Below are 25389 nucleotides of genomic sequence, written 5' to 3' on the forward strand. Positions count from 1 at the left end.
GTGCAAACGGGGCAGTCGCGCTGATGCTGCGCGCTCTGCCCGACTGCAGGAATTGGCAATTGGCTTACTCGTTGATCAGAAACTGACCAGCACCGATCCGACGACTTCGGTGCCGCTGTAACGGAGTTGTTCGCTGAAGGCGGCGAGATCGGCCACCCGGGTATGATCCTTGCGAACCACCAGCAGCACGCCGCCGGCGCGTGCGGCAATCGTCAAGGCATCGGCGGCGGTCGAGAACGCCGGCGTGTCATACAAAATGACGTCAAAACGGTCGCACAGCTTGTCATTCATCACGCCGAAGCTGGGGCGGTTAATCAGTTCTTGAGGATTCGGCACCAGCGATCCTGCGGGCAATAGCGACAGATCGATGAACGATTCCGCCATCGCGAGCATGTCCAGACCGGCACGTCCGGCCAGGACATCGGCCAGCCCGTGCCCGGTGGCCAGATTGAATATCTTGTGCTGACAAGGACTGCGCAAGTTGGCATCGACCAGCAACGTCTGCTGGCCAAGCTGCGAGAACACGACCGCCAGATTCGCCGCCAGCACACTGGTGCCGTCGCCCGGGTTGACGCTGGCAATCGCCAGCGTCTTGCGCCCGGCGCCGAACCAGCGCAGCATCAATTGGCTGCGCACGCTGCGCAGCGCTTCGACTTCCGCGCTGAACGGCTGGTAAGCGGCCTTCAGCGTCAACGGATAATTGCCCTGGCCCGCCTGCAGGTAGGGATATTCGAATTGACGCGACAGCACGTGTTGAATATCGGACTCGGTGACCAGGCCCAGGCGCTGCGCCGCCTCGCCGAAGCGAAGCCCTTCTTTCTCTTGCAGACGGCGCACGCTTTCCACCTGCTCCAGCGTGAGCTTGCCCTGTTCAAGCAGCATGCGGCCCATGTTTGCCTCCGTCCCGGCAGCGGCAGCAGGACGGACGATAGAAAATACCGGATTGTTCATCATGGTTGACCTTTCCAGCCGGTGATTGCGCGCCGCGATAAAAACAGATTGGCGAATGCGGATCTGCGTGGTGCAGGCCGGCCCCAGGCGATCGTGCCAAGCATTGGCGCTTTCAGCACGCTGGCCAGATCGTCGCTGGATCTGACGCGGCGATTTGCCATTTCCGTCAATACCGCCAACGCCAGCCCAAGCATGCAGCCAAGCAGTATCGACAGCACCACGTTCAGCGCTACATTCGGACTGGCGGGAAACATCGGCGCCGCTGCCGGATTGAGTACCGAAACATCCGATTGATTCGACTGTCCTTCGAGCTCGGTCTGGGTCAGGCGCAGAGCGGCGGCGTCGTATGCACGCTGCGCACTTTCGACCTCCTTGCCGAGCACCGACAGTTCGTCGCGCGCACGGTTGAGTTGCAGCACCTTGGCGGTCTGTGCCGCTACCGCAGCGCGCACCTCCGCTTCGCGCTGACGCAAGATGCGGCCGTTATTCGCCACGCCGTTGTTGGTCGCGCCGATATTGCTGTTGAGCTCGGCGCGCAGTCTGTCGACCTCGGCTTTCGCAGCCTGGTATTGCGGATGATTGGTGTCCAGATTCTGAGACAGCAGTGCAAATTTTCCTTCCGCTTGCGCCAGTGACGATTTCAAATTCTGGATCAACGTATTCGATATCACATCCGGCGAGTCCCTGCCGCCGCTGCCCATCGCCTGGTTGCCGCGCGACGATGCTTCCATCGCCTGGCCCTGGGCCTGCACCAGTTGACTGGACAAATCGTTCAAGCGCGCCGATTCGACGTCGAGATGGTTGTCGGTACTGACCAATCCATGCGCTTGCTGGTAGGCGGACAGCTTGCTCTGGGCCGCTTCCAGATCGTCGCGCAAGCTCTTGACTTGCCCGGTAAAGTACTTCGCAGCCTGTTGCAAGGGCTCGACCTTGATTTGCAGATTGAGTTGCTGGTAGGCAACCGCAAAGCCGTTCGCGACCGCTGCCGCGAATTTCGGGTCGTTGCCCTTGGCGACGATTTCGATCATGCTGCTTTCTCGCGAAGGCGCCACTTCTACCATTTTCAGCAAGGAATCGGCCAGCCACTCGCGGATCGATCCATTGCCGTTCGCGAGCCTGGCGAAGCGCTGCTTGAAGACCGGGTTGTCAGCCAGTCCAAGGTTGTCGACCGCTTTCAATGCGACGCGCCTGCTGGTGACGATATCGACCTGGGTAGCCATATAGCCGGCGACCAGTTGGGCCGGCAAGATACGGCCGGACACCGGGTCGGTGCCTTTGTAATTGAGCAGCAACGTGGTCGATGCCCGGTAAGTCTTGGGCAAAGCAAGACTGAATGCCGCAGTGGCAGCTACCGTGACAATCAGTGTCAATAGAATGATCCTGTAGCGCGCACGCAGGATAGTCAGAAGCTGAGAAAAAGTCATAAACGCTCCTCTCGAACGCTGCCATGAAAAAATGGCATGGCAGCGGTATAAGTAGTGGATATCAAAACAGGCTTTCCTTCACATACACGACGTCGTCGGCCTTCAGCATTTCATCGTTTTTCACGTCTATCATCTGTAAGTTGCCCTTGGCGTCGCGCCGCTTGATGCGCAAGCCACGCTCGGTTCCGCGCGGGGTGAGGCCGCCACCGATTGATAAAGCCTGGATCACGGTCATATTCCGCTCCAGCCGATAGCCGCCGGGATGCTGTACTTCCCCGTAGATATAAAACTTCGGAGCGCGATCCACGTAAACCATATCGCCGTTGACCAGATCAAGATTCGCCGTCATGTCGGCCGACTGAATCATGTCGACCAGATTGACGACTTGCTTGGTGGTTTTTCCATTGCGCGTACGAACGACGGTGGCGGTATCGCCGCCTTCGGGGCCGACGCCGCCCGCCACTGCCAGCATGTCGGTCACGCTGCGTTTTCCATTCACCGAAAAGCGGCCCGGATGCAGGACCTGGCCAAGTACCGACACCTGCTGGCTCTGCAAATCGGTGACCAGGATGTTGACTTCCGCCTTGCGCAGAAAGCCGCCGCCGGTCAGCAGGCCGGAGATTTTCTTTTCGGCATCCGAGGTCGATAGTCCAGCGACACTCACGTTGCCGATGAGCGGGAAGGTAATGCTTCCTGCTTCGCTGACTTTTGTTTCCAGGCTCAAATCGGGATTCCCGAATACGGAAATTTTCAATGCGTCGCCCGCCCCAAGCGGCGTATCGGACGCCATCGCGGAAATGGCGGAAACCGCCAGCAGCAGCGCCAGCAAGCATGCGTAGACTCGTTTCATCATTGTCTTCATCCTGTTAAGTTATTTTTTAATATGCAAGATATTCATCTTGCTCGTTTGGGCTCTGCAACGTCGCGCCCGCCATTCTCGTTGCGTGCGGTCGGCGCTTGCCTGTCGGGCGACGTAGCGGATGCCGGCGCTTGTTCTTCAACAATCAAGGCAGCGGGCTTGTCGACGTAGTCGAGCTTCGCCAAAGAACGCAAGCGCGCGATTTCTGCAGCCGCCGCTTGTTGCATCTTTTTGTTGAACAGAAAGCGTTCGATCTGCGCGGCCGCAGCTTCTGCCGTGACCGGGCTATCCCTCAGTTCAGTCAGCGCGCAGAGCAGATCGCGCTTGCCGTCCTTCATGACAAATAAATGGTTTCTGCCCAGACTCTGGAGTTTTCCGGCGATCTCTGGCGGCAGGTCGGCGCTGGCGTACGAAACCTGGGTTTTCACGTACCCGATTTTGTGCGCCCCCAGCCAGGCCGCCACCTGATCCAGTGATCTGGCCGAGTCCATCACAGACTTGAGCTGCCCGTCGAAATTTTCCGCGGCGATAGTCAATTGCTTGATATCCAGCACCTTCCGATGCGCGAACAATTCCGGATGCGCCTGAAAATAGGCGTCGACTTCCGCTTTGGCAGGCGTGGCCAGATTCGCTGCCTTGGATTCAAGATAGGCCTGCACGATCGCCTGCGTCTTGAATCGATCGACAATCTGCATCACCTTAGGGTCGCGATCGATTTTGTTGCGCAACGCTTCATCCAGCAAAACCTGCCGGTCGATCAGCGCTTCCAGGGCCTGCTTGCGTATGGCTTGCCGCTGCGCTGCGCTTTCTTCCTGGGTGCCGCCGACATGCAACAACTCAGCCTCAAGCTGACGCGCCGTGATCTCGTCGCCATTGACCTTGACCAGTATCTTGCTCGCAATTTTTTTCTGATCGCCACAGGCGGACAGACTCATTGCTGTGAGCAACACCAGCATTCCCACGCCTTTTACGCGCAACACGGGACTGATGAAACGCATATAGTCGAATCGTTCAGAGCAATTCAAAATCCGACTCCCATAAATAAATCAGATTGCTTGGATGCGGCGGGCATTTTTCGGGCAGAGAAAAACGGCCGCCCGGCAAGGCTTCAGGCAGCATGTGGTCCGATCAGCCTGGTTGAAGGATAGAATCCGATAGACGTGCGCATCGGACGACGACGGACCTGGTACAGCAAGAAGCAGAGCCCGACCAGGAGCATGGTCCAGCGTTCAGGTTTTTGTAGTGGCCGCGCCCTGAAATTCTTGAGAAAACGAAACAGCGAGTCGTCCGGAACAGTGACACTGGACACCGTTATTTTAGGTCCGCGAGCAGCATCGTCATTCCGTGAAAAACTCACCGGGACAGCATGGGCATCGGACCAGGCGGCATGCGATTCTTCCATTCCACCAACGGCAGCAGCGGATGCCGCAAGTGCCGAATCGGCTGCGACGGTCGTTTGAATTGCCGTATATGGGCGCTCGCGCCCGATGTTCGACGGATAGGCATCGATCGGACGCTGTGCGCCGGCCTGATGCGCATTCAGTTGAAAGACGGGCGTCGCTGCCATGGCGGCGCCCCAGTGAACTGCTAATACGAGACTCATCAACAACATGGCTCTTTTCATGATCTTTCCCTTATAAAAAAAAGTACTCATCACATTCAGCAATGGCTGGTGCTGTCTGACACCCGAGGTGACAGCGGGTTCGCTTCTGAAACATTTGTTACAAACTGCCGTGCGTGGTTTTTCACGCCTTAATACGCGTTGTCTTTCTTTAAAACTTCCTTGACGGTGCGAACGATGATCAACAGATCCAGAGCCAGCGACCAGTTGCGCAGATATTCCAAGTCGTATTCAATCCGTGAACGCATCTTGTCCAGGGTATCGGTCTCGCCGCGGTAGCCGTTGACCTGCGCCCATCCGGTAATGCCCGGCTTGACCTTATGCCGCAACATGTAGCCTTTGATGAGCTTGCGATACATTTCGTTGTGGGCGACAGCGTGCGGACGCGGGCCGACGATACTCATGCGGCCCTGCAACACATTGAAAAACTGCGGCAACTCGTCGAGCGAGGTGCGCCGCAGAAAACCGCCGAAACGCGTAACGCGCACATCGTTTTTGGTAGCCTGATCGACCACAGCTCCGTCCTCGCACACCCCCATTGAACGAAACTTGTAGACGACGATCTCCTCTCCGTTCAATCCGTAGCGGCGCTGCGCAAAAATGATCGGGCCCGGCGAAGAACGTTTTACGCCTATCGCAATGACCAGCATGATCGGCAGCAGCATGATCTGGATCAGCAGCGCCAGAACGATATCGCTGCCGCGTTTCACCACGCTGCGCAGGCCGGTGAATGGCGTCTCGCAGATGCCGATCACCGGGATCCCGCCGACATGATCAAGGCGCGCCTGTATCAGGTCGAAGGTATAGATGTCGGGTACGAAGTAAACCGAAGCGGTCGTATCCCGCAGCTCTTCCATCAAGGCCAGCAAACTCGGGTGCGCCGACATCGGCAAGCAGATAAAGATCGTCTTGATTTTGTGTTCACGGACATACGGTCCAACGCTTGCGATCGGACCGAGATACGTACTGTTCAGTTCAGACTGGCGGCCGGCTTCGTCGCGGTCGTCGAAAAAACCGCGCACGTCGATGCCTGCATTGCTGCGCGACGTGAGGCGTCTGAGAATATCCACCCCCGGATCGTTGGAGCCGACGATCACCGCCGTCCGTACTTCACGGTCTTTGCCAAATTTGAATGCCAGCATATAAGCAGTCAGACGACTCAGCAGAAGCGCAAAAGGCGCAAGCGCAAACCAGGTCCAGATGACACGATCCGAGAACTCATAGCGCAGCCCCGTACCCTGCCCTATCAACGTCAGGATCGCGACGATGATCGCCCACCCCAGGAAAATATCCACGGCGTACGCAAGCTGTCTTCCGACGTGCAAGGTACGGTACAGATCAATCTGTTCGTAGATAAAAGAGGAAACAAAGAAAGCGATAATCATCAGAACCAGATATTCGCCGGTGAATACTTCGTTCTGCGCCACGATGATCAGATACAGCAAGCCAAGAATAATCGCAGGATCAAGCAAACGCTTGAAGAACGAAACCAGGGGAATGTCATTCTCGGTCATTTTGTTCCACCTTAAAATGCATAACGCGTGTTGAGCATCACGCCGTTACTCACAAATCCGCCGGGCGAACTGGTTAAGGCCTGCGTGGTGCGCGTACCCGCCAATTGGAACTCCCACTTTTGGGTCGGGTTGTAAAACATCGTCAGCGCCGTCTGGCGCAACACATCGCTAGGATCGGCACCGAGGGCGCCATGCGCCGTCGATTGACTGAAATCTCTTTTTTCATATTTGAGTTGCCCTACCAGGCGGATTTTTTCGGAGTATTTCCAACTCGACGCAAGGCTGGCGCCGTGATTCAGGGAGTAGACGTTGGAAAGATCGTCCACAGCGCCGATCTCGCGCCAGATAGCGGCCGTGAGGTCGATTTTTCCGGTAGGCGACCAGTCCGCGGACACGCGTGAATTCATGCCGCTAAAATTTCGCGCGGAAAAATCATCCTGAGTCCGGCTGACCCATCCGCCTAAAAAATGCAGTCGCGTCTTGCCGGTCAGAAGCCAGTCGATTTTGGCCTTGAGTTCGTCCTGCCCATAGCCGTTAAATACCGACACGCCGCCCGCCTGTTCCGGGTTCGGATAATCGGCACGCGTATGGCGCAACTGCAGGCCGACGGTGCTGCCGCTGGCGGCAATATAGTCGAGCCCCGCTTCAGTTTGATACTGTGAGTTATTACCTGCTGTCTGCGACGCCAGGTCGTACCACAGGCGGCTGTGCACCAGGCCGGCGTGTACGCGCCAGCTCGGGTGGAACAACCAGGAAGCGTCGGCATACTCGCTCTCCTGCGAGCGTATATTCGGTGCCAGCAAATGGAAATCGATGAAGGGAGTCAGCCCTTGCGAATAGGTGAGGCCGACATTGCCCTCAACGTGATTGCCGGCATGCCAGTTCCAATTGGCGGCTAAATTCTTATCCAGATGATCGAGTTGTGTGAATCTGTCGTAATCGACGTTGGCGACATTCAGATTCGCCGTCAGATGCTGTTGGCTGATGGTTTTGTCCAGGGCGAGACCGAATTGCTCCCGGCGTGTCGTATCCGATAAGCCGCCCACCCCCATGGCCTGCGCAGCGGCGGTATTCGGCAATCTCAGCACATTGTCGTCGTAGCCGATGCCAACCCCTGCATACGGCGTTATCGCATCGGGCGTGGGCACGATGACATCGGAAGGCGGTATGACGTCGGTGGGCACCAGGTCGCTGGTGGCGGCCAGCGCCGGGACGCAGGAGCAAATCGGGATCAGGAAAATGGCTTTCCACGGTAACCGGCGCAATGCGGCGCGGCGTTTCAAACGTCTGTTCATTATTTACCTTTCTAGCGTATCAAGTTGCGTCCGAAAGTTATCGATCCAACTTTTCTTGCCAACAAGACGTGGCGGAAATAGTTGTTTAAGGATCGATGCGTTTTTGTCGGAATACTGCCGACGGGCGAAGCGTTGCATCGTTCGAAAGATTCAAGCCAGCAGCAATTGTTGTAGACAAATTGCCGCCATCGGTATTGGTCGGGGCAGGGTTGGGATCAAGCAACAGTCGGGTATCGGCTGTTGCGGCAAATCCGCTCAAGACAAAGCAGAAGCGAATGGGAAAAATAGTGAATGGGATGCAGGGAATGTTTGCACTTTATGTAAGCCCCTTGCGCGCGATGTTCCACACACGCCCCGCGCTCTCTCATGTACACCAACCGCATGCGTTGCGGCAGTGACGACACTGCAACGGACATCTGATGCCGGACGCATCAACGCCATGGTTTTTTTGCATGATCTTTCCTTTGACAAAGTACTCATCACACCGGGTATTGGTTCACAACATGAAACTAAGTACATCCGGTGCAGACTTCTCCTGCCCATGCGCTTTCTAATGCAAGAGAAGGGAAATGGTCCCAGTTTTTTGATACGCAAACTGCCACATGACTCATGCTGCAGCACAACATAAAGATCTAGGAAAATTCTGATAGTTCATTAATGAAATAATTTGTTACATGTTTCCTTGCATCACTATTCAAGTTAACAACCAGAGCGCCGACCCTTTGTGAAGCGATTGAAAATATAAAAACACAAGATATTTTTTATCCTGTTGCAAATGAAGAATCGGCGCCGCCGAAGTAACAGCAAACATGGATGGAAATCTATTGAGCGCGGCTATCAGCCACGTTCCATGTCATAAATATGCGCAATGCTGCCTCCATCACAAGTAAAAAAAAGAATGTGAAGCTTGGTCGAAATGTGTGATACGTTGCGACTCTTTTCAAAGTCCGAATGCGGAGCAGTATTGAAACTTGCGACAAACATAGGCCACCATTGTGTTTAATACACATTCTGCTAAAAATGCCGTTTGTGCAACGCAGCAAATCATGCGCGCCGAAGGCATTCAACGAACGCATGCAAGTTTCGGCCGGATCGAGAAATGCGGATGGGTGCGGTCTGCATCTGAATCGGCATGGGCCATAACGGGCGCCAGCACGGTGCAGATGACGAAACAGCTTGGCGCGAGTTTGACTTTCATGGTCTGTCCTTTCGTTGGAGTGGAGTACGCATAATCCCACCGTCTTTAAAGCATATCTGTTCGCTGACGCACACAGAGGGCACTGGGTCAACGAAATCTGCGCTGCGGCTGCAAGCTTTGCAGTAGTTTGTTGCGCCAAGGCGGTTTACTATTTGAAGAACCGAAATGTTCAGGACCGGCAAATTAACCAGATTGTTCAAAGGAAGGACGGAGCAGGATGTGGAATAACTCTTTGAATCTCGCGGTGATGAATTGGCTGGGCCAATTCACATCGGTCTCAGCACCACTCAATCAAATCGTTCACTACATTGCAGGCTCAAATCTGTTCAAAGGGCTCCCGATCATGGGACTGCTTTGGTTCTTTTGGTTCAGGGATACGGATCCAAAATCGGACACCCGGCGGATTATCATCGCAACGCTGATCGGATGCATGGTCGCCGTACTCATCGCCAGAATAGCGAATAATATCGGCCCCTTTCAGCCGCGTCCCTTTGCCAACACGGCATTGCCCTACCATGCGTACATTGGCTTGCCGCCGCGAGAGACGCAGGCTTTATATCTATGGAGCTCTTTTCCAAGCGATCATGCCGCCCTGTTTTTCAGTCTCGCCACCGGCTTTTTTCTGATTTCAAGAACAGTTGGCTTCTTCGCCTTTCTCTACGTCCTGATCTTTATTGGCCTGCCAAGGGTTTATCTCGGGTTGCATTACCCTACGGATATTTTCGCTGGAGGAATTCTGGGCATAGCATGTGTCCTGCTCTGTACTCGAAAAAGCATCATGAATCTATATGACAGGCCGTGCACGATGTTATTGAACAGGTATCCTGCTGCTTTCCAGACCGCCCTATTCCTGATCAGCGTTGAAATAAGCATGTTGTTCAGTGATGTCAGACTGCTTGTTCACGGAATAATAAAATACCTTCCTGGAACCTTGAGAACTTGGTTTTGACAGGTCCGAGTAGCGCGCACGAGAAGTTTATAAGGCCTCAACCCGCTGGGCTTTAGCGAGAAAACGTCCTTCTTGCGAAGCCGCAAGATAAATATACTTGTAGATAATCCTACTTATGCGTAGGATTATCTACATGAATAAATACTTGTCACTCATTACCAGCCTGCCAACAGAGAACGCAACGGCGCGCATGCGTGCATGGCGCGCACTCAAGGCATCCGGTGCCGCCGTGTTGCGCGACGGCGTCTATCTGATGCCGGAACGCGAACCTTGTCGCATCACACTGGAAGCGGTCGCCGCAGACGTGCTTTCAGGTGGCGGGACCGCCTTGGTGCTGCGCGTTGAAGAACCCGATGGCGCAAATTTCGTTGGACTGTTCGACCGTAGCGAAGACTACGCAGCACTGCTGGTGGACGTCGCCAAGATACGTGAAACGCTGACAATCGACACGGTGATGGATGCGCTCAAACAGACGCGCAAGCTACGCAAAACCTTTGCCAACCTTGGCGACATAGACTTCTTCCCCGGCGAAGCCCAGCGCCAAGCCGATGCGGCCCTGCAAGAACTGGAACTGGCTGCGGCCCGCGTACTGGCCCCGGACGAACCTCACCCGGTCAATGCAACGATCTCCCTCCTGACAGTGAGTCAATACCAAGGCCGCACATGGGCAACCCGGCGCCGTCCCTGGGTGGATCGGCTGGCCTGCGCCTGGTTGATCCGGCGCTTCATTGACCCGCAAGCCCGCCTGCTGTGGCTGGAGTCGCCCAGTGATTGCCCGACCGATGCGCTGGGCTTTGATTTCGACGGCGCGACCTTCAGCCATGTAGGAAGCCGCGTCAGCTTCGAGGTGTTGCTGGCCAGTTTCGGCCTTGAGCAAGTCGCGCTCAAGCGCCTTGGCGCATTGGTGCATTACCTCGATGTCGGCGGCGTGCAGCCACCCGAGTCTGCCGGAATTGAAAGCGTACTCGCCGGACTGCGTGAAGCCATTACCGATGACGATCAACTTTTGGCGACAGCCAGCGGCGTGTTTGACGGGCTGCTGAGCGCCTTCCAGCGAGAAACCAAATGACAACAGGAATCGCGAACGTGAACGATGCAGCCAAACCACCTTACACCTTGTGGCAACTCATCCTGTACTTCCTGCGCCTGGGCGCGTTTGGCTTTGGCGGGCCGGTCGCATTGATTGGCTATATGCACCGCGACTTGGTGGAGCGGCGCGGCTGGATCAGCGAAGCAGACTACAAGGAGGGGCTTGCGCTGGCGCAGATCGCACCCGGCCCGCTGGCCGCACAACTGGGAATCTACCTGGGCTATGTGCACTTCCGCATCCTCGGCGCGACGGTGGCAGGACTTGCCTTCGTGCTGCCGTCGTTCCTGATGGTGCTTGCCCTCGGGTGGGCCTACGTCGCGTTCGGCGGGTTGACCTGGATGCAGTCGGTTTTCTACGGCGTGGGCGCTGCGGTGATCGGCATCATGGCCATCAGCGCGCACAAGCTCGCCAGCAAGAACCTTGGCCGCGACAAACTGCTGTGGGGCATCTTCTTGCTGCTGGCGGCCGTGACCATCATCACGCAGTCGGAAGTCGCCTGGCTGTTCATTGCAGCGGGCGTGCTGGTCTGGCTGATCCGCTGCAAGCCAAAGCTCGGTTCGTCGAATCTGGCCGCGGCGCTTTCTACGCAATTGCCGAATCTTGCGCTTGCCTCCGCCACCGATGCCAATACGCTGATCCAGATCGCGCTGTTCTTCACCAAGGCGGGGGCCTTTGTGTTCGGCTCCGGCTTGGCCATCGTGCCCTTCCTCTACGCAGGCGTCGTCACCGAGCATCACTGGCTCACCGAAAAGCAGTTCGTCGATGCCGTGGCCGTGGCCATGATTACCCCTGGCCCGGTGGTCATCACCACCGGTTTCATCGGCTACCTGATCGGCGGCTTGCCGGGTGCATGCGTGGCAGCCGTGGCGACCTTCGTGCCGTGCTACCTGGTCACCGTGATCGCGGCCCCGTACTTCAATAAATACGGCAAGCTGCCGGCGCTGATCGCGTTCGTGGACGGCATCACTGCGGCTGCCATCGGTGCCATCGCCGGTTCGGTAGTGGTGCTGGCGCAGCGTTCGATTACCGATATGCCGACCGCGCTGCTGGCGCTGGTGACCGCAGCGCTGCTTTGGAAGATCAAGAAACTGCCTGAACCCATCATCGTGATTGGCGCGGCGCTGATCGGGCTGGCGCTCTACCCCTTATTGCACCGCTGATATCTTCAAATTCCGCAGCGAGTAAAATCGACATACATAAATTATTTATCCGTAGTCAATCCACCCTCCGAAACGCCATGCGCCCCGACGATGCCAGGCTCCTTGCTGCGATCAACCGCAGCTTTGCCGAAGCCAACCATGCCATCCTGAAGCTGACCGCATACAACCGTCTGAACGAAGCGGGTTTCAGCTATACAGGCACGAGCTTCTTTGCGATCGCGAAGCAAGCCTTGTACAACGACATGATCGCCAGTGCCATACGCATTTTTGACGACCATAAGGAAGCGGGTTCACTCTGGTACATCATCAGGTGCAATCAACCGGCAGCAAGCAAGGCAGCAACGGCATGCGGCATCAACATGGATGACCTGAAGGCGATTGTTCCCAAGTTGCGCCACATCCGCGACAAGACCCACTTCCACATCGACAAAAGAACCGTGGAGAACCCTGCGCTGGTATGGCGCGATGCCGATATTTCCGGCCAGGAGTTCACTACCGTACTTCACAATGCCGCGCGCCTTCTGGCCAAGATAAAGCAGGACGTCTTCGGGGCGGAAATAGACCTACTGACGCCATATGACGGCTCGGATGTGCAGCATATTATCGATGCCTGGGCGGCAGCAAAACGCAAGTAACATCCGCCATGCCGTCAGTCGTGCGTTGCCTTTTCTATTTCCCCCCTTTTCTCAGTGCCTGCCCAGTTCGTGCATCGGCGTGCGGTAGGTCTCGCGCGCCGTGGCCACCGAGATGGCGGCAATCACCGCAGTGACGCTCACGAATACCGCAACCGGCATCCAGCCGTCCGCGCCCGGCTTCAGAATCGCGGCGCTGATGGTGGGCGCGAAGCCGCCTAAGGCGAAGCCGATCTGGGTGCCGATCGCCAGGCCCGACAGCCGCACGCGGGTATCGAACATTTCGCCGTACAAGGAGGGCCAGACGCCGTTGGCCGCGCTATACACAACGCCGGACAAGAGTAGGCCGAACACGAAGATAAGCGGGATATTCGCCTGACTAATGACCCAGAGATAAGGCCAGATCAGCATGGCCGAGCCAAGTGCGCCAAAGATAAACACGGGTTTGCGGCCGATGCGGTCCGATAACGCGGCGAAGGCGGGAATCGCACCCAGCGCCACCAGATTCGCCAGAATCAGCACGGTCAGCATCGTCGCGCGCGGGATGTGCACCGTGTTGACGGCGTACGACAGCGTAAACACGCTAAAGATGGTGCTGACCACCGACACCAGCGCTGCAAAGATCACCCGCCCCAGATTCCCCTTATAGTTGCGCAACAGCTCTGCGACCGGCAGCCTGGCCTGCTTATGCGCCTTTTCCTCCTCGTTGAAGGCCGGGGTCTCGGGCAAGGTCCGGCGTACCCACATGCCCACCGCCACCACGATCGCACTCAGGAAGAAAGGAATGCGCCAGCCCCAGGACAATAGCTGCTCCTCCGACAGCGCCGAAATCGGCAGGTAGACCAGGGTCGCAAGGATCAGGCCGGCCTGGGTTCCGCTCAAGGTGAAGCTGGTAAAAAAGGCGCGCCGGTGCGCCGGTGCATGCTCGAGCGTCATCGAATTGGCGCCCGCCTGCTCGCCCGCCGCCGACAGCCCCTGCAGCATGCGCAGTACCACCAGCATGATGGGGGCGGAAATGCCGACCTGGCCATAGGTCGGCAACAAACCGACCAGGAAAGTCGACATGCCCATTAACAGCAAGGTAAAGGTGAGCACTTTTTTTCGCCCGTATTTGTCGCCGATGTGACCCAGCAGCACGGCACCGATCGGCCGCGTCACATAACCGACGCCGAACGTGGCAAAGGCCGCAACGGTGGCCGCGACGGGGTCGAACGAGGGAAAGAAAATCTTGCCGAACACCAGCGCTGCCGCAGTGCCGTAGATAAAAAAATCGTAATATTCGACCGCGCTGCCAATCCAGCTGGCCAGGGCCGCTTTGCGCGGTGAGCGGATGGCCGGTTTCTGGCCCGCGTCGGCCGTGCCTTGAACCGGGGTCTGTTGCGATACTGTAGATATAGACATACCGTCCTCGATGATCTATGAGTGTATTTTTTCTGAAATTAAAAAAACGGATTCTTTTAATAGTAGCGTTGAAACGACGCGCTTAAAACCGATGCAAGATACCCGCTTGCAGGCCGACCAGGCTCTTGCCGTTGATATCGGCCCCGGCCAGATTGGCCGAAGGACCGGCGGAACCGCTGAAACGGAAGCCGGCGTTGCTATCGTTCTTCATATAGTTGGCGAAACCGTACAGCGTGGTCCGTTTGGACATGTCGTAATACGCACCGACGTTGCCGCCCTGCGCCCCTGCATTGCCGCTGGAGGTGTCCTTGATCACGCCATACAGGGCGCCGACGCGCAGTTGCTGCGTGACGCGATAGTCAGCCGACACCTGGTAGATGTTGAAGTAGCGGCGTGCATTCGCATCCGTGCCCGGGAACAGGTTATTCGGGCTGGAAACGTTATTCAGGATGGCCGCTGCGGTCAATCCGTTGGCATTGGCAGTGATGTTATTGCTGCGCACATAGGCGAGATAGACTTTACCCTGGCCGTAATCGTAGTCGGCGTACAGGTTATGGTATTGCACCTTTTCCTTAACGCTTCCGGTCGGCGCGGGCCTGGCAGCGATGCCTGCATAGCCGGCACGGTACGGTCCGTTCGCATAGTCGAGAGCGAGTTGATAGACGGCGCTCTGAGCAAGGCCGCCACCCGCCTGTTCCGCCAGCGCATAGTGGACTGCCCCCTGGAAGCCGGCGATGCGCGGCGTCTTGTACGACATATCATTGTCATAGCGCGACGGCACGCCAAACGTATTCACGATCGAGCCGAAGGTGGTGCGCTCGGTGTAATCGATGGCGCCGCCGATCTGTTGAATTTCGGTGTTTTGACGGCCCAGGCGGAATTCGCCAAGCGGCGTACTCATGCCGACCCAGGCCTGACGATCGAACAAGCGGCTATTGTCCGCCGCCGAACCGGAATCGGCGTTCAACCCCTGCTCGAGCGTGAACGTGGCCTTGTAGCCGCCGCCCAGATCTTCCACCCCGCGAAACCCCAGGCGGCTGCGCAGGATGGCGCCGTCGTTCAGGCCCGTGATGCTCTTCCCGCTACTGCTGTGGATGTAACCCAGATACTGATCCAGCGTTCCATAGATGGTGACGTTGGACTGCGCCTGCGCGAAGGTCGAACAGGCGGCCAGGCCGCAAACAGCGGCAAGTTTTTTCTTCATGAAATCTCCATAAGTGTTTGTTTTTATGATGTGTGCGCCGGCGCGCCGCAAGGACAGTGCGCCGGTTTTCCCCTCAAGGACTGGCCGAAGTGAGGGGCCTCCGTAACGCAAATAGCTTCACTGGCCGAGCGCTGCCGGCTGCAGTGCGAGCGCGGCGATCGCCAGCGCATAGCCGTGGATGCCGAAACCGGCCATCACCCCCTGCGCCACCGGCGACAAGCATGAGTGATGGCGAAACGCTTCGCGGGCGTGCACGTTCGAGATATGCAATTCGATCAGGTGCACGGCGGCCCCCTTGATGGCATCGTGCAGGGCCAGCGAGGTATGCGTGTAAGCGCCGGCGTTCAACACCACGCCGGCCAGCATGCCGGCCGCCTGCGCTGCACCGGCTTCGTGGATCCAGTCGATCAGCACGCCTTCATGGTTGGACTGGCGGAAATCAAGCGTGAAGCCGTGCGCCTGGCAGGCGTCGCGGCACATGGTTTCAACGTCGGCCAGGGTCTGGCCGCCATACACCGCCGGTTCGCGGCTGCCGAGCAGGTTGAGGTTCGGGCCGTTCAGGACCAGGACGGATTTTGGGTGGGTGCTCATACTGTCTCCTTTGTTGGGGCTGCATTATTGTTGTTGTGTGCAGCTATTTCTGTGAACGCCGGGGGCCTACGCCATCGTCGGGTGTCCCGCAGTGGGCTGGCGTACCTGCAGGCTGCGCCGCAATACCTGGTCGGTGACCCACTTGGCGGCGCGATGGGCGCGAGCGGCCACGATCTCCGGCGACAATTGCAGGTAATCGTCATTGAATACTTCGAAGCTGTAGTCGCCGCGGTAACCGCCGCGGTCCAGCCGGCGCAGCAGATCGGACAGCTCTTTCGAATGCGCGCCCTCGCCCGGGAACACGCGCAGATGGCGCGCCGTTTCCAGCCGCTCTTCTGCGCTGCGGATGTCGCGCCACATAAAATCGGACAGCTGCACCAGCGCGATCTTGTGGCTGGGAATGTCCTCCAGGCCATCGAAGTCGGCCCGATTGGCCAGCATGTGGAAGGAATCGATCACCACGCCCAGATTCGAATGGTCGGCCAGCTCGACCGCTTCCCACGACTGCGTGTACTGATTCACGTGGCGGCCCCAGGACAACGCTTCATAACCGACGCGCACGCCCAGCGGCACCGCCAGGGTCGCCAGTTTGGCCAGATGGCCGGCAATCACCGGCAGTTCGCCGCTGGCGTGGCTGGAGGTGCTCGAGCACACCATCAGCAACGGTGCGCCGACCGCCTTGCAGACTTGCAGCAGGTTCTTGGCGATGTCGAGTTTGTATTCGTGCAGCGCACCGGACAGCCCTTCGAAATCGCGCATGACCTGGATGCCGGTGACGCGCATCCCGCTCGCCCGCACCAGGCGCACCGCCTGTTCCAGGCCGCCGGGATGGCCGGCCAGGTCCTTGGCCCACAACATGATCTGGGAAAAGCCGGCCGCCTTCGACGCGCTCAGTTTCGACTCCAGCGGACCGGCCAGCGTGATGCTGTCCATCCCGAAATTGCTCAGGTTCATATGGCCTCCAGTGCACGGAAGGCGTCCGAAGACACGCCCGGCCAGCCGAACAGCGCGAGGTACAGGGGCGCCTGTTCGATCATCATCTCCCGGCCCTTCTGGATGCGGCAGCCGCGTTGCTGCGCTTCCGCCAGCAGCCGGGTCATTTCGGTTTTCATGCCGCAATCGGCCACGATGCACGCCGGTGAGATACCGCTCAGGTCGAGCGGCAGCGGATCGTCCGGGTGCATGCCTAACGGGGTCGAATTGACCACCAGGTCGTAGCCCGCGGCGCGTGGCGCGCCGATCGCCACCTCGGTGGCTGGAAACGCGTTCTGCAAACGCTGCCGCAGCGCCTCGGCCTGCGCCATACGCGTATCGTAAATCGCCACATGGCCGATGCCGCGTGCCGCCAGCGCGGCCGCCACCGCACAGCCGACGCCGCCGCTGCCGACCACCAGCGCCCGCGCCTGTGGCCAGTCGAATGGCGTGCCGAGTGGCGTGATAGTGCAAGTACGATCGAAAGCGCGCACGAAGCCTTCGCCGTCAATCAGGTCGCCGATCAGGGTCTGGCCATCCGCGCCTTTGTAAATCGCGTTGCAGGCGCCGGCCAGCACGGCGCGCGCGGTCGGCTGGTCTACCGCGTCCACGCTCATCGGCTTATGCGGAATCGACACCAGGATGCCGCCCACGTTCTCCACCGACATCAACATGCGGACGGCGGCAATATAGGATGCCGGCGCGATCTTGAGCGGGATCACGCGGGCATCGATGCCATGGCGCGTGAAGTAGGCATTAAACAGTGCCGGCGCCTTGACTTGCTCGACCGGCCAGCCTATGACCGGAAAAATGCGGGTGCTGCCGGAAATATCAAGCATGCTCGCTCTCCAGTTGGCTGACGACCAGTTCGAAGCTGATCCCACTCTTGTAAAGTTGCGTCAATGCGCCCTTTTCACTCGATTGCGCCGGCTCGCGGTCGATGAAAACGATGCCCCGTTGTTTCAGTTCCCGCACCGCGGCCAGCACATCCGGCGCGCCCAGGCCGACCCGGATCAATTGTTCATCCCATTGCAGGCCGGCGGCGCCGTCGGGCGGTTCCACCAACTGCAGGTAAAAGCGGTGGCACGGGCTTTCCAGCAAGGTGCCCTTGGGCAGCACGCCAAAATAGCGTCCTTGCGGCAGCGCGCGGAAATCCATCAGTTGCTGGTAAAAATCGATCCATTCGGGCGAGCGGTCGCGGCCGATGGCCTGCACCACACCAAAAAAATGCAGCCCCGCCAGCGCGGGCGGATTGACCGGGGCGTTCAGGATCGGCTTGAAGTCGACGTCGTAGATGGAAAAATCGCGGAAGCGGTCGACAAAATACAGGATCGAATCGCCGACCCCGTGCACACCCGGGATATTCAGCTCCATCGCGCCGGCGCGGGTCTGGATGGCCCAAGCGCCCATCGCGATCGCATGACGGTAAGCGGCATCGGCATCGCGAACGCGCAGCGCAATGGCGCTGATCACGGTCGATTGCGGGTCGGAGTCCGACTGCGGCAAGGCGCGCGGATCGGCATTCACGATCACATTCATCGTGCCCTGACGGTACAGCGTCACTTCGCGCGAGCGGTGCCGGGCCGTCGGCACAAACCCCATTTGCTCGAGCAGCGCCCCGAGCGCCAACGGCTGGGCGGTCGCATATTCAACAAATTCAATACCATCGATGCCGAGCGGATTACTCGGTTCGGGATTGTGTTCTTGCGCAGTCATGCTGATCCTTGGCTGAAGTGATGAGGCCAAGTATAGGAATGGCGTGCGGAGAAAAATAGTGCCGAAAATCGGGAATACTGCGACAATCGCTCATTCTGCGCGATTAGCGCACAAAATCGGCATTATCTGCATATGAAAAAACCGGAATTGCTGGAAGTCGACGTCGCCAAACGCGATCTGATCGACGGCTTGATCAAGGGCATCGACGTCATCACGGCCTTCAACGACGATACGGCGCGCCTGACCGCGAGCGAGCTGGCCGAAAAAGTGGCGCTCAGCCGCAGCGCGGCGCGCCGTTATTTGCTGACGCTGGTGCATATCGGCCTGGCGGCCACCGACGGCCGCAGCTTCTGGCTGACGCCCAAAGTGCTCAATCTCGGGCGTTCGTATCTGGATTCGGCGCGTCTGCCACGTGCGATCGTGCCGTTCCTGCAGCGCCTGACCTTGCAGTTGCAGGAATCGACCAATTATTCCGTGCTGGACGGCGACGACGTGGTGTATGTCAGCCGCGTCAATGCGCCGCGGTTGCTGACCACCGGCTTCGAGCCCGGCACGCGCTTGCCGGCCTACACCTCGACCGCCGGCCGGGTGCTGCTGGCGGCGCTGCAGGACGCCGACTTGCGCGCCTATCTGGAGCGAGTTGAGCTGATCGCCTATACCCACTCGACGCTGCTGGACAAAGAACAGTTGTTCCGCGAACTGCTCGCGATCCGGGAGGATGGCTTCGGCGTGACCGAAAACCAGTATGAAATCGGCCTGCGCGGCATTTCCGTCCCGATCAAGAGCCGGCGCGGCGCGCTAGTCGGCGCCCTGAGCGTGTCGATGATGATTTCGAGTTGCTCAAGAGCCGAAGCGACGGCCCGCTGCGTCCCCGCGCTACAGGCCACGGCCAATACTTTGATGCTGTGGGTGTGATCCGGGCCGGAGCGTTTTTGTGCAGCGCGAACGCCGCCATGTCGATCCTTGATTCCTGAACTCTTTTCCCCGCGCAATGGGCCGTTGCAGATCACATCGGATTGATCGAAGAGTAGTCGACAAACCCACCGCGTTCCCGCATTATTCTTCCAGGTGCCTGTAACTATTACCCGAAGGGGGCGACACATAGCTGAATCGTACTCACACCACTTAACGCGTCAGAACCATCGAGCGAGGAGTAATGCGAATGAGCCAGAACGAACCCCTTCGTCTGCATGTGCCGGAGCCCAGCGGGCGTCCGGGTCATCCGACTGACTTCTCTTATTTGCGGCTATCGGGCGCCGGCGAGGTGCGCAAACCTCCGGTGCAGGTGTTACCGATTGATACCCGCGATCTTGCCTACTCGCTTGTACGGGTCCTGGATGAAGAAGGTCGCGCCGTAGGGCCGTGGGTACCGGAGATCGCACCGCAAACCGTGCGCGCCGGGCTGCGCGCCATGATGAAAACGCGCATCTTCGATGCCCGCATGCTGATCGCGCAGCGCCAAAAAAAGATTTCTTTTTACATGCAGAGCCTGGGCGAAGAGGCGATCGGGACTGCCCAGGCGCTTGCGCTCAATATCGACGACATGTGTTTTCCAACCTATCGCCAGCAAAGCATCCTGATGGCGCGCGAGGTGCCGCTGGTGAATTTGATCTGCCAGCTAATGTCGAACGAGCGCGACCCGCTTAAAGGACGGCAGTTGCCGGTGATGTATTCGATGCGCGAGGCAGGCTTCTTCTCGATCTCCGGCAATCTGGCGACCCAGTACATTCAGGCGGTAGGCTGGGGAATGGCTTGTGCCATCAAGGGCGACACCAAGATTGCCTCGGCCTGGATTGGCGATGGCGCTACCGCCGAGGCCGATTTCGATACGGCGCTGACGTTTGCCCATGTGTATCGGGCGCCGGTCATTCTGAATGTGGTCAACAACCAGTGGGCTATCTCGACCTTCCAGACCATCGCCGGCGGCGAGAACACCACCTTTGCAGCGCGCGGGGTGGGCTGCGGCATCGCCTCGCTGCGGGTTGACGGCAACGACTTCCTGGCCGCCTACGCCGCGTCGAAATGGGCCAGCGAACGCGCGCGCAGCAACCTGGGGCCGACCCTGATCGAATGGATCACCTATCGCGCCGGTCCGCACTCGACCTCGGACGATCCGTCCAAGTATCGTCCCGCCGACGACTGGGCGCACTTTCCGCTCGGCGACCCGATCGCACGACTCAAGCAGTATCTGATCGGTATCGGCGCGTGGTCCGAACAGGAGCATGACGACACCCAAAAGGAACTGGAGACACAAGTGATTGCCGCACAGAAGGAGGCCGAGCAATACGGCACCATGACCAACGGTCATGTTTTCAGTCCTGCCGAGATGTTCGAGGATGTCTACAAAGACATGCCCGAACATTTGCGCATACAACGCCGGCAGCTTGGGATCTGACCATGAGCGCGGATAAAAACATGAATGAAAAAAAGAGGCCCATGACCATGATCCAGGCCTTGCAGTCAGCGATGGATGTGATGCTGGAGCGCAATGACAATGTGGTCGTGTTCGGCCAGGATGTGGGTTATTTCGGCGGAGTGTTCCGCTGCACCGAAGGCTTGCAGAAAAAATACGGTACCTCACGCGTGTTCGATACACCGATCTCCGAAGGCGGTATTGTCGGGGTCGCGGTCGGCATGGGGGCGTATGGCTTGCGGCCGGTAATCGAAATCCAGTTCGCCGACTACATCTATCCCGGCTACGACCAGATTGTTTCCGAAGCGGCACGGCTGCGCTTTCGCTCGGTCGGAGATTTCACCGCGCCGATCACGATTCGCATGCCCTGCGGTGGCGGTATTTACGGCGGCCAGACCCACAGCCAAAGTCCGGAAGCGTTGTTTACGCACGTCTGCGGACTGCGCACAGTGATGCCGTCCAACCCATACGACGCCAAGGGCCTGTTGATCGCCTCGATCGAAAACGACGACCCGGTCATCTTTCTCGAGCCCAAGCGCCTGTATAACGGGCCGTTTGATGGCCACCCCGACAAACCGGTGGTGCCGTGGTCCGGCCATCCGCTGGGCGAGGTCCCCGAGGGCTATTACACGGTGCCGCTGGAGACTGCGTCGGTATTTCGTGCCGGCGCCGATCTGACCGTACTCACCTACGGCACCATGGTTTTCGTGTCGGAGGCCGCGGCACAGGAGAGCGGGATCGATGCTGAAATCATTGATTTACGCAGCTTGTGGCCGCTGGATCTGGCGACCATCGTTGCCTCGGTCAAAAAGACCGGCCGCTGCGTGGTGGTGCATGAAGCAACCCGCAGCAGCGGCTTCGGGGCCGAGCTGACGGCGCTGGTGCAAGAGCATTGCTTCTATCATCTCGAGGCGCCGATCGAGCGCGTGACCGGCTGGGACACGCCTTATCCGCACGCACAGGAGTGGGCCTACTTCCCCGGACCGGCACGGGTGGCGGCGGCATTCAAACGTTCGATGGAGGCATGACATGGGTATTCATGTAATCAAGATGCCGGATATCGGCGAAGGCATTGCAGAAGTCGAACTGGTGTTGTGGCGTGTGCAGCCGGGCGACGTCGTGAGCGAGGATCAGGTGCTGGCCGATGTGATGACCGACAAAGCCACCCTCGAGATCCCGTCACCGGTAGAAGGCAAGGTGCTGGCGCTTGGCGGCAAGGCCGGCCAGATGATGGCGGTAGGGGCTGAGCTGATACGCATTGAAGTCGCCGGCAAAGGCAATGCAGACGCCAGCGACGCGACGGTTTCCTCCTTCACGCCAGCCGCGCCGCCGACGGCTGCATCTACGCCTGTCACAGCGGCTGCGCCCACACCCGGGAATATTCCCGCGCCAAACAATACGCCGGCGGCGCACGCCGCATCTCCAGCGCAGCCGCCCGGCGAAAAACCCATCGCGTCGCCGGCGCTGCGCCGCCGTGCCTGGGAACTGGGTGTTGCACTGCAGGACGTGCAAGGCAGCGGTGCGGGGGGCCGCATCATGCAACAAGACCTGGATGCCTATGTCGCCCGCGGCGCAAGTCAGCCCGGCGCAACCGAGGGCGGGAGGCGCTATCAGGAGCGGCATGACGAAGAAACGCTGCCAATCACCGGACTGCGCCGCAAGATAGCGCAGAAGATGCAGGAGTCCAAGCGCCGCATTCCGCACTTTACCTATGTCGAAGAAGTCGACATGACAGAATTGGAAGCGTTGCGCATGCGCCTGAACCACAAATGGGGAACGGAGCGTGTCCACCTGACCTTGCTTCCCTTGCTGTTGCGGGCGATGGTGCTTGCGGTACGCGAATTTCCGCAGATCAATGCCCGTTTCGACGACGATGCCGGCATCGTTACGCGCCACGGCGCGGTCCATATCGGCATTGCCACCCAGACGGATGCCGGCTTGATGGTGCCGGTGCTGCGGCATGCGGAGGCGCGCGACCTGTGGTCGAGCGCGACTGAGGTGATGCGTCTGGCCGAAGCCGCGCGCAGCGGCAAAGCGGTCCGCGATGAGCTCTCGGGCTCGACCATTACCATTACCAGTCTGGGAGCGTTGGGCGGGATTGCCTCCACGCCAGTGATCAACCATCCTGAAGTAGCGATTGTCGGTGTCAACCGCATGGTCTTGCGGCCGATGATCCGCGCCGGTGCGGTAGTGCCGCGACAGATGATGAATTTGTCGTCGTCGTTCGATCACCGGGTAGTTGACGGCATGCACGCGGCCGAGTTCATACAGGCGCTGCGCGGCTACCTGGAATGCCCGGCAACATTGTTCATGGAGTGAGTGATGCCTGCGATACGCCCGGCATGCCCAAGCCAGCTCTTTCATAGGCCCAGGCATTACGCCAGCACGTTCGTGTACTTGCGGCAATATGTCTTGTAAATCAATTTATATAATCTACACTTTTAAAAGACAATGCAAACTACCTTTGCCGCAGCAAAAACCAAAGCGCGTACCGATACTCGATAAATGCAGCGTATTCGCTGACATAGCGTGTTTGGAGCAGGCGACGATACTCAGTACAGCACACGTTCGAAACCTGCTTTTTCCGGCTAACCCGATGGAGGTCATTATGTACAGACGTGATTTCATGCTGAAGACGGCCGCATCGCTTGCGGCCACCGGTTTGACAGTCATAGGCTGTACGACCACCACGACATCCGACGCGAATGCAGACCGGGGCAAGCGTCGCCATGATATCGATACCGGCATTGACACTACCCTGGCGCGCCTGTACACGGCCGCACCGGGGTCGCGTGAACTGGTAGCAAAGGCGCGCGGCGTGCTGGTGTTTCCATCTGTCATCGCAGCCGGCCTCTGGATCGGCGGCCAATATGGCGAAGGAGCGTTGCGCACTGATAATGCGACGGCAGGCTACTACAGCACTGCGTCCGCGTCGATTGGATTGCAGATCGGCGCCCAGTCAAAGGCGCTCATCTTCCTGTTCATGACGCAAGACTCGCTCGACAAGTTCCGCAAGCGCGAAGGCTGGGCGGTCGGCGGCGATGCATCGGTCGCGGTACTGAAGATCGGCGCTAACGGCAACATCGACACCAACTCGGCAACCGCGGCGGTGCTGGCATTCGTATTGACCAACAGCGGCCTGATGGCGAACCTGACGCTGGAAGGCACGAAGGTATCGCGTCTGAATATCTGATCTGCGCTGCGAAATCGATTGCGTGGCTAGGTTTGTCCAGTACCACCGTGCCGCCATCGCTATGGAGCTTATATGTTAATCAAACATCTGCTTATCTCAGCAGCTATGGCTGGTACGATCCTGGCCGGATGCAAGAAAGCGGATCAGACGCCGCCTCCAGCGGCACCGATGCAAGCCCCGGCAACCCAAGCCGCACCGACTCTGCCTCCCGCTACGCCGCCGGCAAGTACGACAACCGAAACCGCTCCCGCCACCAGCGCAGACACTGCCAAGCCACCTGGTGCAGCGTATTAATGCGATTACCGCTATGCAGAAGAGTCCGGATGAACAACCGGAACGCCGTTTTTGATGATTGGGTAGTGCTACGACAGACAAGAATTTTCAGGAGGCTTTACCAATGAAAGCGACCAATATCCTGCTGATGATTTTCAGCCTGTCTTCTTCTGCATTCGCGCAATCTCCGACCCAGGCTCCTCTGGCCCCGGCTCCGCCTGAATTACCGGCTGAAATACAACCACAGTTGCAACCGCCAATTCAGCCTCAAACGCCACCTGAATCGCCACCCAAGACACAGCCGCCCTCCTCTGCGATCCGCGCACACCCCAAATCCGAAAATGGCTTTACCTATTTGTGCGGCGGCGTCGGTTCGGATGAATCCGCCTACATGAAACGCGCAGCCAAAAAATATGACCTGATGTCGACCTTTGCCACACGGGATGGCAGCTATTTAGCGGATGTCAAACTGGATATTTCGGACAAGAGCGGCAAAGCGACATTGCAAACGACATGTTCCGGCCCGATACTGCTGGTCAAATTTCCGCGTGCGGGCACCTATAGCATTCGTGCGGAAGTCGGTGGCAGTGCGCAGACAAAAACCGCGCAAGTGCCGGCCAAAGGCAGCGCTCGTTCAATGGTCTTTGTTTGGCCGGCCAGCTAGTGTCCTGCCGGGCTCAGGAGGAAAGCGGCCGCTGGGCTGAACGCCAATCCGCCAACCTCATCCTCCTGGGTTTACGCCTGACTTGAACAGACTCTTGGACGCCCGCCATGCGAATGTCCTGACATGGTGGCGGATCACCCTCCCTCGAAATCAGCGCTAGAATAAACTTCTAGGGCTGGCTCGCGACTATTGGCGCAGCGCTTGTGCAAATACTGACGCGTTTGGCGCGACGCGCTGGCCTGTAAGGATTCCCTCGCGACGGCGACTAA

Annotated in this window: 25 protein-coding genes; 11 read left to right on the forward strand and 14 right to left on the reverse strand. The window is 58.5% G+C overall.

What is annotated here, in order from left to right:
* Window positions 1-75 precede the first annotated feature (75 nt).
* The 8 genes from epsG to AC3CHX_RS12540 all read right to left on the reverse strand — a co-directional run bounded on the left by epsG (window position 76) and on the right by AC3CHX_RS12540 (window position 8862).
* Window positions 76-951, reverse strand: coding sequence for a chain length determinant protein tyrosine kinase EpsG (gene epsG, locus AC3CHX_RS12505; RefSeq protein WP_488644812.1), 876 nt, complete (start codon window positions 949-951; stop codon window positions 76-78).
* Window positions 951-2375 (reverse strand): chain length determinant protein EpsF, encoded by a 1425-nt coding sequence (gene epsF, locus AC3CHX_RS12510; RefSeq protein WP_488644321.1) that lies wholly within the window; start codon window positions 2373-2375, stop codon window positions 951-953. The genes epsG and epsF overlap by 1 nt, the downstream gene beginning before the upstream one ends.
* Window positions 2376-2436: 61 nt before the next feature.
* The gene (epsE, locus tag AC3CHX_RS12515; RefSeq protein WP_488644813.1) at window positions 2437-3225 is read right to left on the reverse strand and encodes a polysaccharide export protein EpsE; all 789 of its coding nucleotides are present in this window, start codon (window positions 3223-3225) and stop codon (window positions 2437-2439) included.
* A gap of 44 nt (window positions 3226-3269) precedes the next feature.
* Window positions 3270-4232 (reverse strand): EpsD family peptidyl-prolyl cis-trans isomerase, encoded by a 963-nt coding sequence (locus tag AC3CHX_RS12520; protein ID WP_488644322.1) that lies wholly within the window; start codon window positions 4230-4232, stop codon window positions 3270-3272.
* 110 nt (window positions 4233-4342) lie between these two features.
* Window positions 4343-4858: a hypothetical protein gene (locus tag AC3CHX_RS12525; protein WP_488644323.1), complete on the reverse strand. Its 516-nt coding sequence runs from the start codon at window positions 4856-4858 to the stop codon at window positions 4343-4345.
* Window positions 4859-4986: 128 nt separating this feature from the next.
* On the reverse strand, window positions 4987-6369 hold the full coding sequence (locus tag AC3CHX_RS12530) for an undecaprenyl-phosphate glucose phosphotransferase (protein WP_488644324.1): 1383 nt from the start codon (window positions 6367-6369) through the stop codon (window positions 4987-4989).
* Window positions 6370-6380: 11 nt separating this feature from the next.
* Window positions 6381-7664 (reverse strand): XrtB/PEP-CTERM-associated polysaccharide biosynthesis outer membrane protein EpsL, encoded by a 1284-nt coding sequence (epsL, locus tag AC3CHX_RS12535; RefSeq protein WP_488644325.1) that lies wholly within the window; start codon window positions 7662-7664, stop codon window positions 6381-6383.
* Between the two features lie 1063 nt (window positions 7665-8727).
* Window positions 8728-8862: a hypothetical protein gene (locus AC3CHX_RS12540; RefSeq protein WP_488644326.1), complete on the reverse strand. Its 135-nt coding sequence runs from the start codon at window positions 8860-8862 to the stop codon at window positions 8728-8730.
* A 217-nt stretch (window positions 8863-9079) separates the two neighbouring features.
* Here AC3CHX_RS12540 and AC3CHX_RS12545 point away from each other — a divergent pair, with 217 nt between their 5' ends.
* From AC3CHX_RS12545 to AC3CHX_RS12560, 4 genes are all read left to right on the forward strand, one after another.
* Window positions 9080-9811 carry a phosphatase PAP2 family protein gene (locus tag AC3CHX_RS12545; protein WP_488644327.1) on the forward strand — a complete coding sequence of 244 codons (732 nt, stop codon included), beginning with the start codon at window positions 9080-9082 and terminating at the stop codon, window positions 9809-9811.
* A gap of 133 nt (window positions 9812-9944) precedes the next feature.
* A complete protein-coding gene (locus AC3CHX_RS12550) occupies window positions 9945-10880 on the forward strand; it encodes a chromate resistance protein ChrB domain-containing protein (protein WP_488644328.1) in 936 nt (311 codons plus the stop codon).
* On the forward strand, window positions 10877-12061 hold the full coding sequence (locus tag AC3CHX_RS12555) for a chromate transporter (protein WP_488644329.1): 1185 nt from the start codon (window positions 10877-10879) through the stop codon (window positions 12059-12061). Before AC3CHX_RS12550 ends, AC3CHX_RS12555 begins: the two co-directional genes overlap by 4 nt.
* A gap of 77 nt (window positions 12062-12138) precedes the next feature.
* A complete protein-coding gene (locus tag AC3CHX_RS12560; RefSeq protein WP_488644330.1) occupies window positions 12139-12696 on the forward strand; it encodes a hypothetical protein in 558 nt (185 codons plus the stop codon).
* A gap of 51 nt (window positions 12697-12747) precedes the next feature.
* Here the strand turns inward: AC3CHX_RS12560 and AC3CHX_RS12565 are convergent, their stop codons facing one another.
* The 6 genes from AC3CHX_RS12565 to AC3CHX_RS12590 all read right to left on the reverse strand — a co-directional run bounded on the left by AC3CHX_RS12565 (window position 12748) and on the right by AC3CHX_RS12590 (window position 18577).
* Window positions 12748-14094 carry an MFS transporter gene (locus AC3CHX_RS12565; RefSeq protein WP_488644331.1) on the reverse strand — a complete coding sequence of 449 codons (1347 nt, stop codon included), beginning with the start codon at window positions 14092-14094 and terminating at the stop codon, window positions 12748-12750.
* Window positions 14095-14176: 82 nt separating this feature from the next.
* Complete coding sequence (locus tag AC3CHX_RS12570) at window positions 14177-15298, reverse strand: porin (RefSeq protein ID WP_488644332.1); 1122 nt, start codon at window positions 15296-15298, stop codon at window positions 14177-14179.
* 117 nt (window positions 15299-15415) lie between these two features.
* A complete protein-coding gene (gene aroQ, locus AC3CHX_RS12575) occupies window positions 15416-15889 on the reverse strand; it encodes a type II 3-dehydroquinate dehydratase (RefSeq protein ID WP_488644333.1) in 474 nt (157 codons plus the stop codon).
* Window positions 15890-15955: 66 nt separating this feature from the next.
* The gene (locus tag AC3CHX_RS12580) at window positions 15956-16843 is read right to left on the reverse strand and encodes a sugar phosphate isomerase/epimerase family protein (RefSeq protein WP_488644334.1); all 888 of its coding nucleotides are present in this window, start codon (window positions 16841-16843) and stop codon (window positions 15956-15958) included.
* Window positions 16840-17700, reverse strand: coding sequence for a shikimate dehydrogenase family protein (locus AC3CHX_RS12585; RefSeq protein WP_488644335.1), 861 nt, complete (start codon window positions 17698-17700; stop codon window positions 16840-16842). Before AC3CHX_RS12585 ends, AC3CHX_RS12580 begins: the two co-directional genes overlap by 4 nt.
* Window positions 17693-18577 carry a 4-hydroxyphenylpyruvate dioxygenase gene (locus AC3CHX_RS12590; RefSeq protein ID WP_488644336.1) on the reverse strand — a complete coding sequence of 295 codons (885 nt, stop codon included), beginning with the start codon at window positions 18575-18577 and terminating at the stop codon, window positions 17693-17695. Before AC3CHX_RS12590 ends, AC3CHX_RS12585 begins: the two co-directional genes overlap by 8 nt.
* Before the next feature lie 132 nt (window positions 18578-18709).
* Between AC3CHX_RS12590 and AC3CHX_RS12595 the strand changes: the two genes are divergently transcribed.
* The 7 genes from AC3CHX_RS12595 to AC3CHX_RS12625 all read left to right on the forward strand — a co-directional run bounded on the left by AC3CHX_RS12595 (window position 18710) and on the right by AC3CHX_RS12625 (window position 25120).
* Window positions 18710-19492: an IclR family transcriptional regulator domain-containing protein gene (locus AC3CHX_RS12595; protein WP_488644337.1), complete on the forward strand. Its 783-nt coding sequence runs from the start codon at window positions 18710-18712 to the stop codon at window positions 19490-19492.
* Window positions 19493-19739: 247 nt separating this feature from the next.
* Complete coding sequence (locus tag AC3CHX_RS12600; protein WP_488644338.1) at window positions 19740-20972, forward strand: thiamine pyrophosphate-dependent enzyme; 1233 nt, start codon at window positions 19740-19742, stop codon at window positions 20970-20972.
* Between the two features lie 20 nt (window positions 20973-20992).
* Window positions 20993-22018, forward strand: a complete 1026-nt coding sequence (locus AC3CHX_RS12605) for an alpha-ketoacid dehydrogenase subunit beta (RefSeq protein ID WP_488644339.1) — start codon at window positions 20993-20995, stop codon at window positions 22016-22018.
* 1 nt (window position 22019) lies between these two features.
* Entirely contained in the window at window positions 22020-23309 is a 1290-nt protein-coding gene (locus AC3CHX_RS12610; protein ID WP_488644340.1) for a dihydrolipoamide acetyltransferase family protein, read from the forward strand.
* A gap of 289 nt (window positions 23310-23598) precedes the next feature.
* Window positions 23599-24183, forward strand: a complete 585-nt coding sequence (locus AC3CHX_RS12615) for a BPSL1445 family SYLF domain-containing lipoprotein (RefSeq protein WP_488644341.1) — start codon at window positions 23599-23601, stop codon at window positions 24181-24183.
* Window positions 24184-24255: 72 nt separating this feature from the next.
* Entirely contained in the window at window positions 24256-24477 is a 222-nt protein-coding gene (locus AC3CHX_RS12620; RefSeq protein WP_488644342.1) for a hypothetical protein, read from the forward strand.
* Window positions 24478-24580: 103 nt separating this feature from the next.
* Window positions 24581-25120 carry a hypothetical protein gene (locus AC3CHX_RS12625; protein WP_488644343.1) on the forward strand — a complete coding sequence of 180 codons (540 nt, stop codon included), beginning with the start codon at window positions 24581-24583 and terminating at the stop codon, window positions 25118-25120.
* Window positions 25121-25389: the final 269 nt, after the last annotated feature.

This window comes from Glaciimonas sp. OK215 (assembly GCF_057787885.1).

Coding starts and splice junctions, on each gene's coding strand:
- AC3CHX_RS12595 (WP_488644337.1), top strand. CDS start 18,710: ATGAAAAAACCGGAATTGCTGGAAGTCGACGTCGCCAAACGCGATCTG.
- AC3CHX_RS12525 (WP_488644323.1), bottom strand. CDS start 4,858: ATGAAAAGAGCCATGTTGTTGATGAGTCTCGTATTAGCAGTTCACTGG.
- AC3CHX_RS12625 (WP_488644343.1), top strand. CDS start 24,581: ATGAAAGCGACCAATATCCTGCTGATGATTTTCAGCCTGTCTTCTTCT.
- epsF (WP_488644321.1), bottom strand. CDS start 2,375: ATGACTTTTTCTCAGCTTCTGACTATCCTGCGTGCGCGCTACAGGATC.
- AC3CHX_RS12530 (WP_488644324.1), bottom strand. CDS start 6,369: ATGACCGAGAATGACATTCCCCTGGTTTCGTTCTTCAAGCGTTTGCTT.
- AC3CHX_RS12585 (WP_488644335.1), bottom strand. CDS start 17,700: ATGCTTGATATTTCCGGCAGCACCCGCATTTTTCCGGTCATAGGCTGG.
- AC3CHX_RS12580 (WP_488644334.1), bottom strand. CDS start 16,843: ATGAACCTGAGCAATTTCGGGATGGACAGCATCACGCTGGCCGGTCCG.
- AC3CHX_RS12560 (WP_488644330.1), top strand. CDS start 12,139: ATGCGCCCCGACGATGCCAGGCTCCTTGCTGCGATCAACCGCAGCTTT.
- AC3CHX_RS12600 (WP_488644338.1), top strand. CDS start 19,740: ATGAGCCAGAACGAACCCCTTCGTCTGCATGTGCCGGAGCCCAGCGGG.
- AC3CHX_RS12610 (WP_488644340.1), top strand. CDS start 22,020: ATGGGTATTCATGTAATCAAGATGCCGGATATCGGCGAAGGCATTGCA.
- epsE (WP_488644813.1), bottom strand. CDS start 3,225: ATGAAACGAGTCTACGCATGCTTGCTGGCGCTGCTGCTGGCGGTTTCC.
- AC3CHX_RS12550 (WP_488644328.1), top strand. CDS start 9,945: ATGAATAAATACTTGTCACTCATTACCAGCCTGCCAACAGAGAACGCA.
- AC3CHX_RS12570 (WP_488644332.1), bottom strand. CDS start 15,298: ATGAAGAAAAAACTTGCCGCTGTTTGCGGCCTGGCCGCCTGTTCGACC.
- AC3CHX_RS12620 (WP_488644342.1), top strand. CDS start 24,256: ATGTTAATCAAACATCTGCTTATCTCAGCAGCTATGGCTGGTACGATC.
- epsL (WP_488644325.1), bottom strand. CDS start 7,664: ATGAACAGACGTTTGAAACGCCGCGCCGCATTGCGCCGGTTACCGTGG.
- AC3CHX_RS12605 (WP_488644339.1), top strand. CDS start 20,993: ATGAATGAAAAAAAGAGGCCCATGACCATGATCCAGGCCTTGCAGTCA.
- AC3CHX_RS12555 (WP_488644329.1), top strand. CDS start 10,877: ATGACAACAGGAATCGCGAACGTGAACGATGCAGCCAAACCACCTTAC.
- AC3CHX_RS12520 (WP_488644322.1), bottom strand. CDS start 4,232: ATGCGTTTCATCAGTCCCGTGTTGCGCGTAAAAGGCGTGGGAATGCTG.
- AC3CHX_RS12545 (WP_488644327.1), top strand. CDS start 9,080: ATGTGGAATAACTCTTTGAATCTCGCGGTGATGAATTGGCTGGGCCAA.
- AC3CHX_RS12615 (WP_488644341.1), top strand. CDS start 23,599: ATGTACAGACGTGATTTCATGCTGAAGACGGCCGCATCGCTTGCGGCC.
- AC3CHX_RS12590 (WP_488644336.1), bottom strand. CDS start 18,577: ATGACTGCGCAAGAACACAATCCCGAACCGAGTAATCCGCTCGGCATC.
- epsG (WP_488644812.1), bottom strand. CDS start 951: ATGAACAATCCGGTATTTTCTATCGTCCGTCCTGCTGCCGCTGCCGGG.
- AC3CHX_RS12540 (WP_488644326.1), bottom strand. CDS start 8,862: ATGAAAGTCAAACTCGCGCCAAGCTGTTTCGTCATCTGCACCGTGCTG.
- aroQ (WP_488644333.1), bottom strand. CDS start 15,889: ATGAGCACCCACCCAAAATCCGTCCTGGTCCTGAACGGCCCGAACCTC.
- AC3CHX_RS12565 (WP_488644331.1), bottom strand. CDS start 14,094: ATGTCTATATCTACAGTATCGCAACAGACCCCGGTTCAAGGCACGGCC.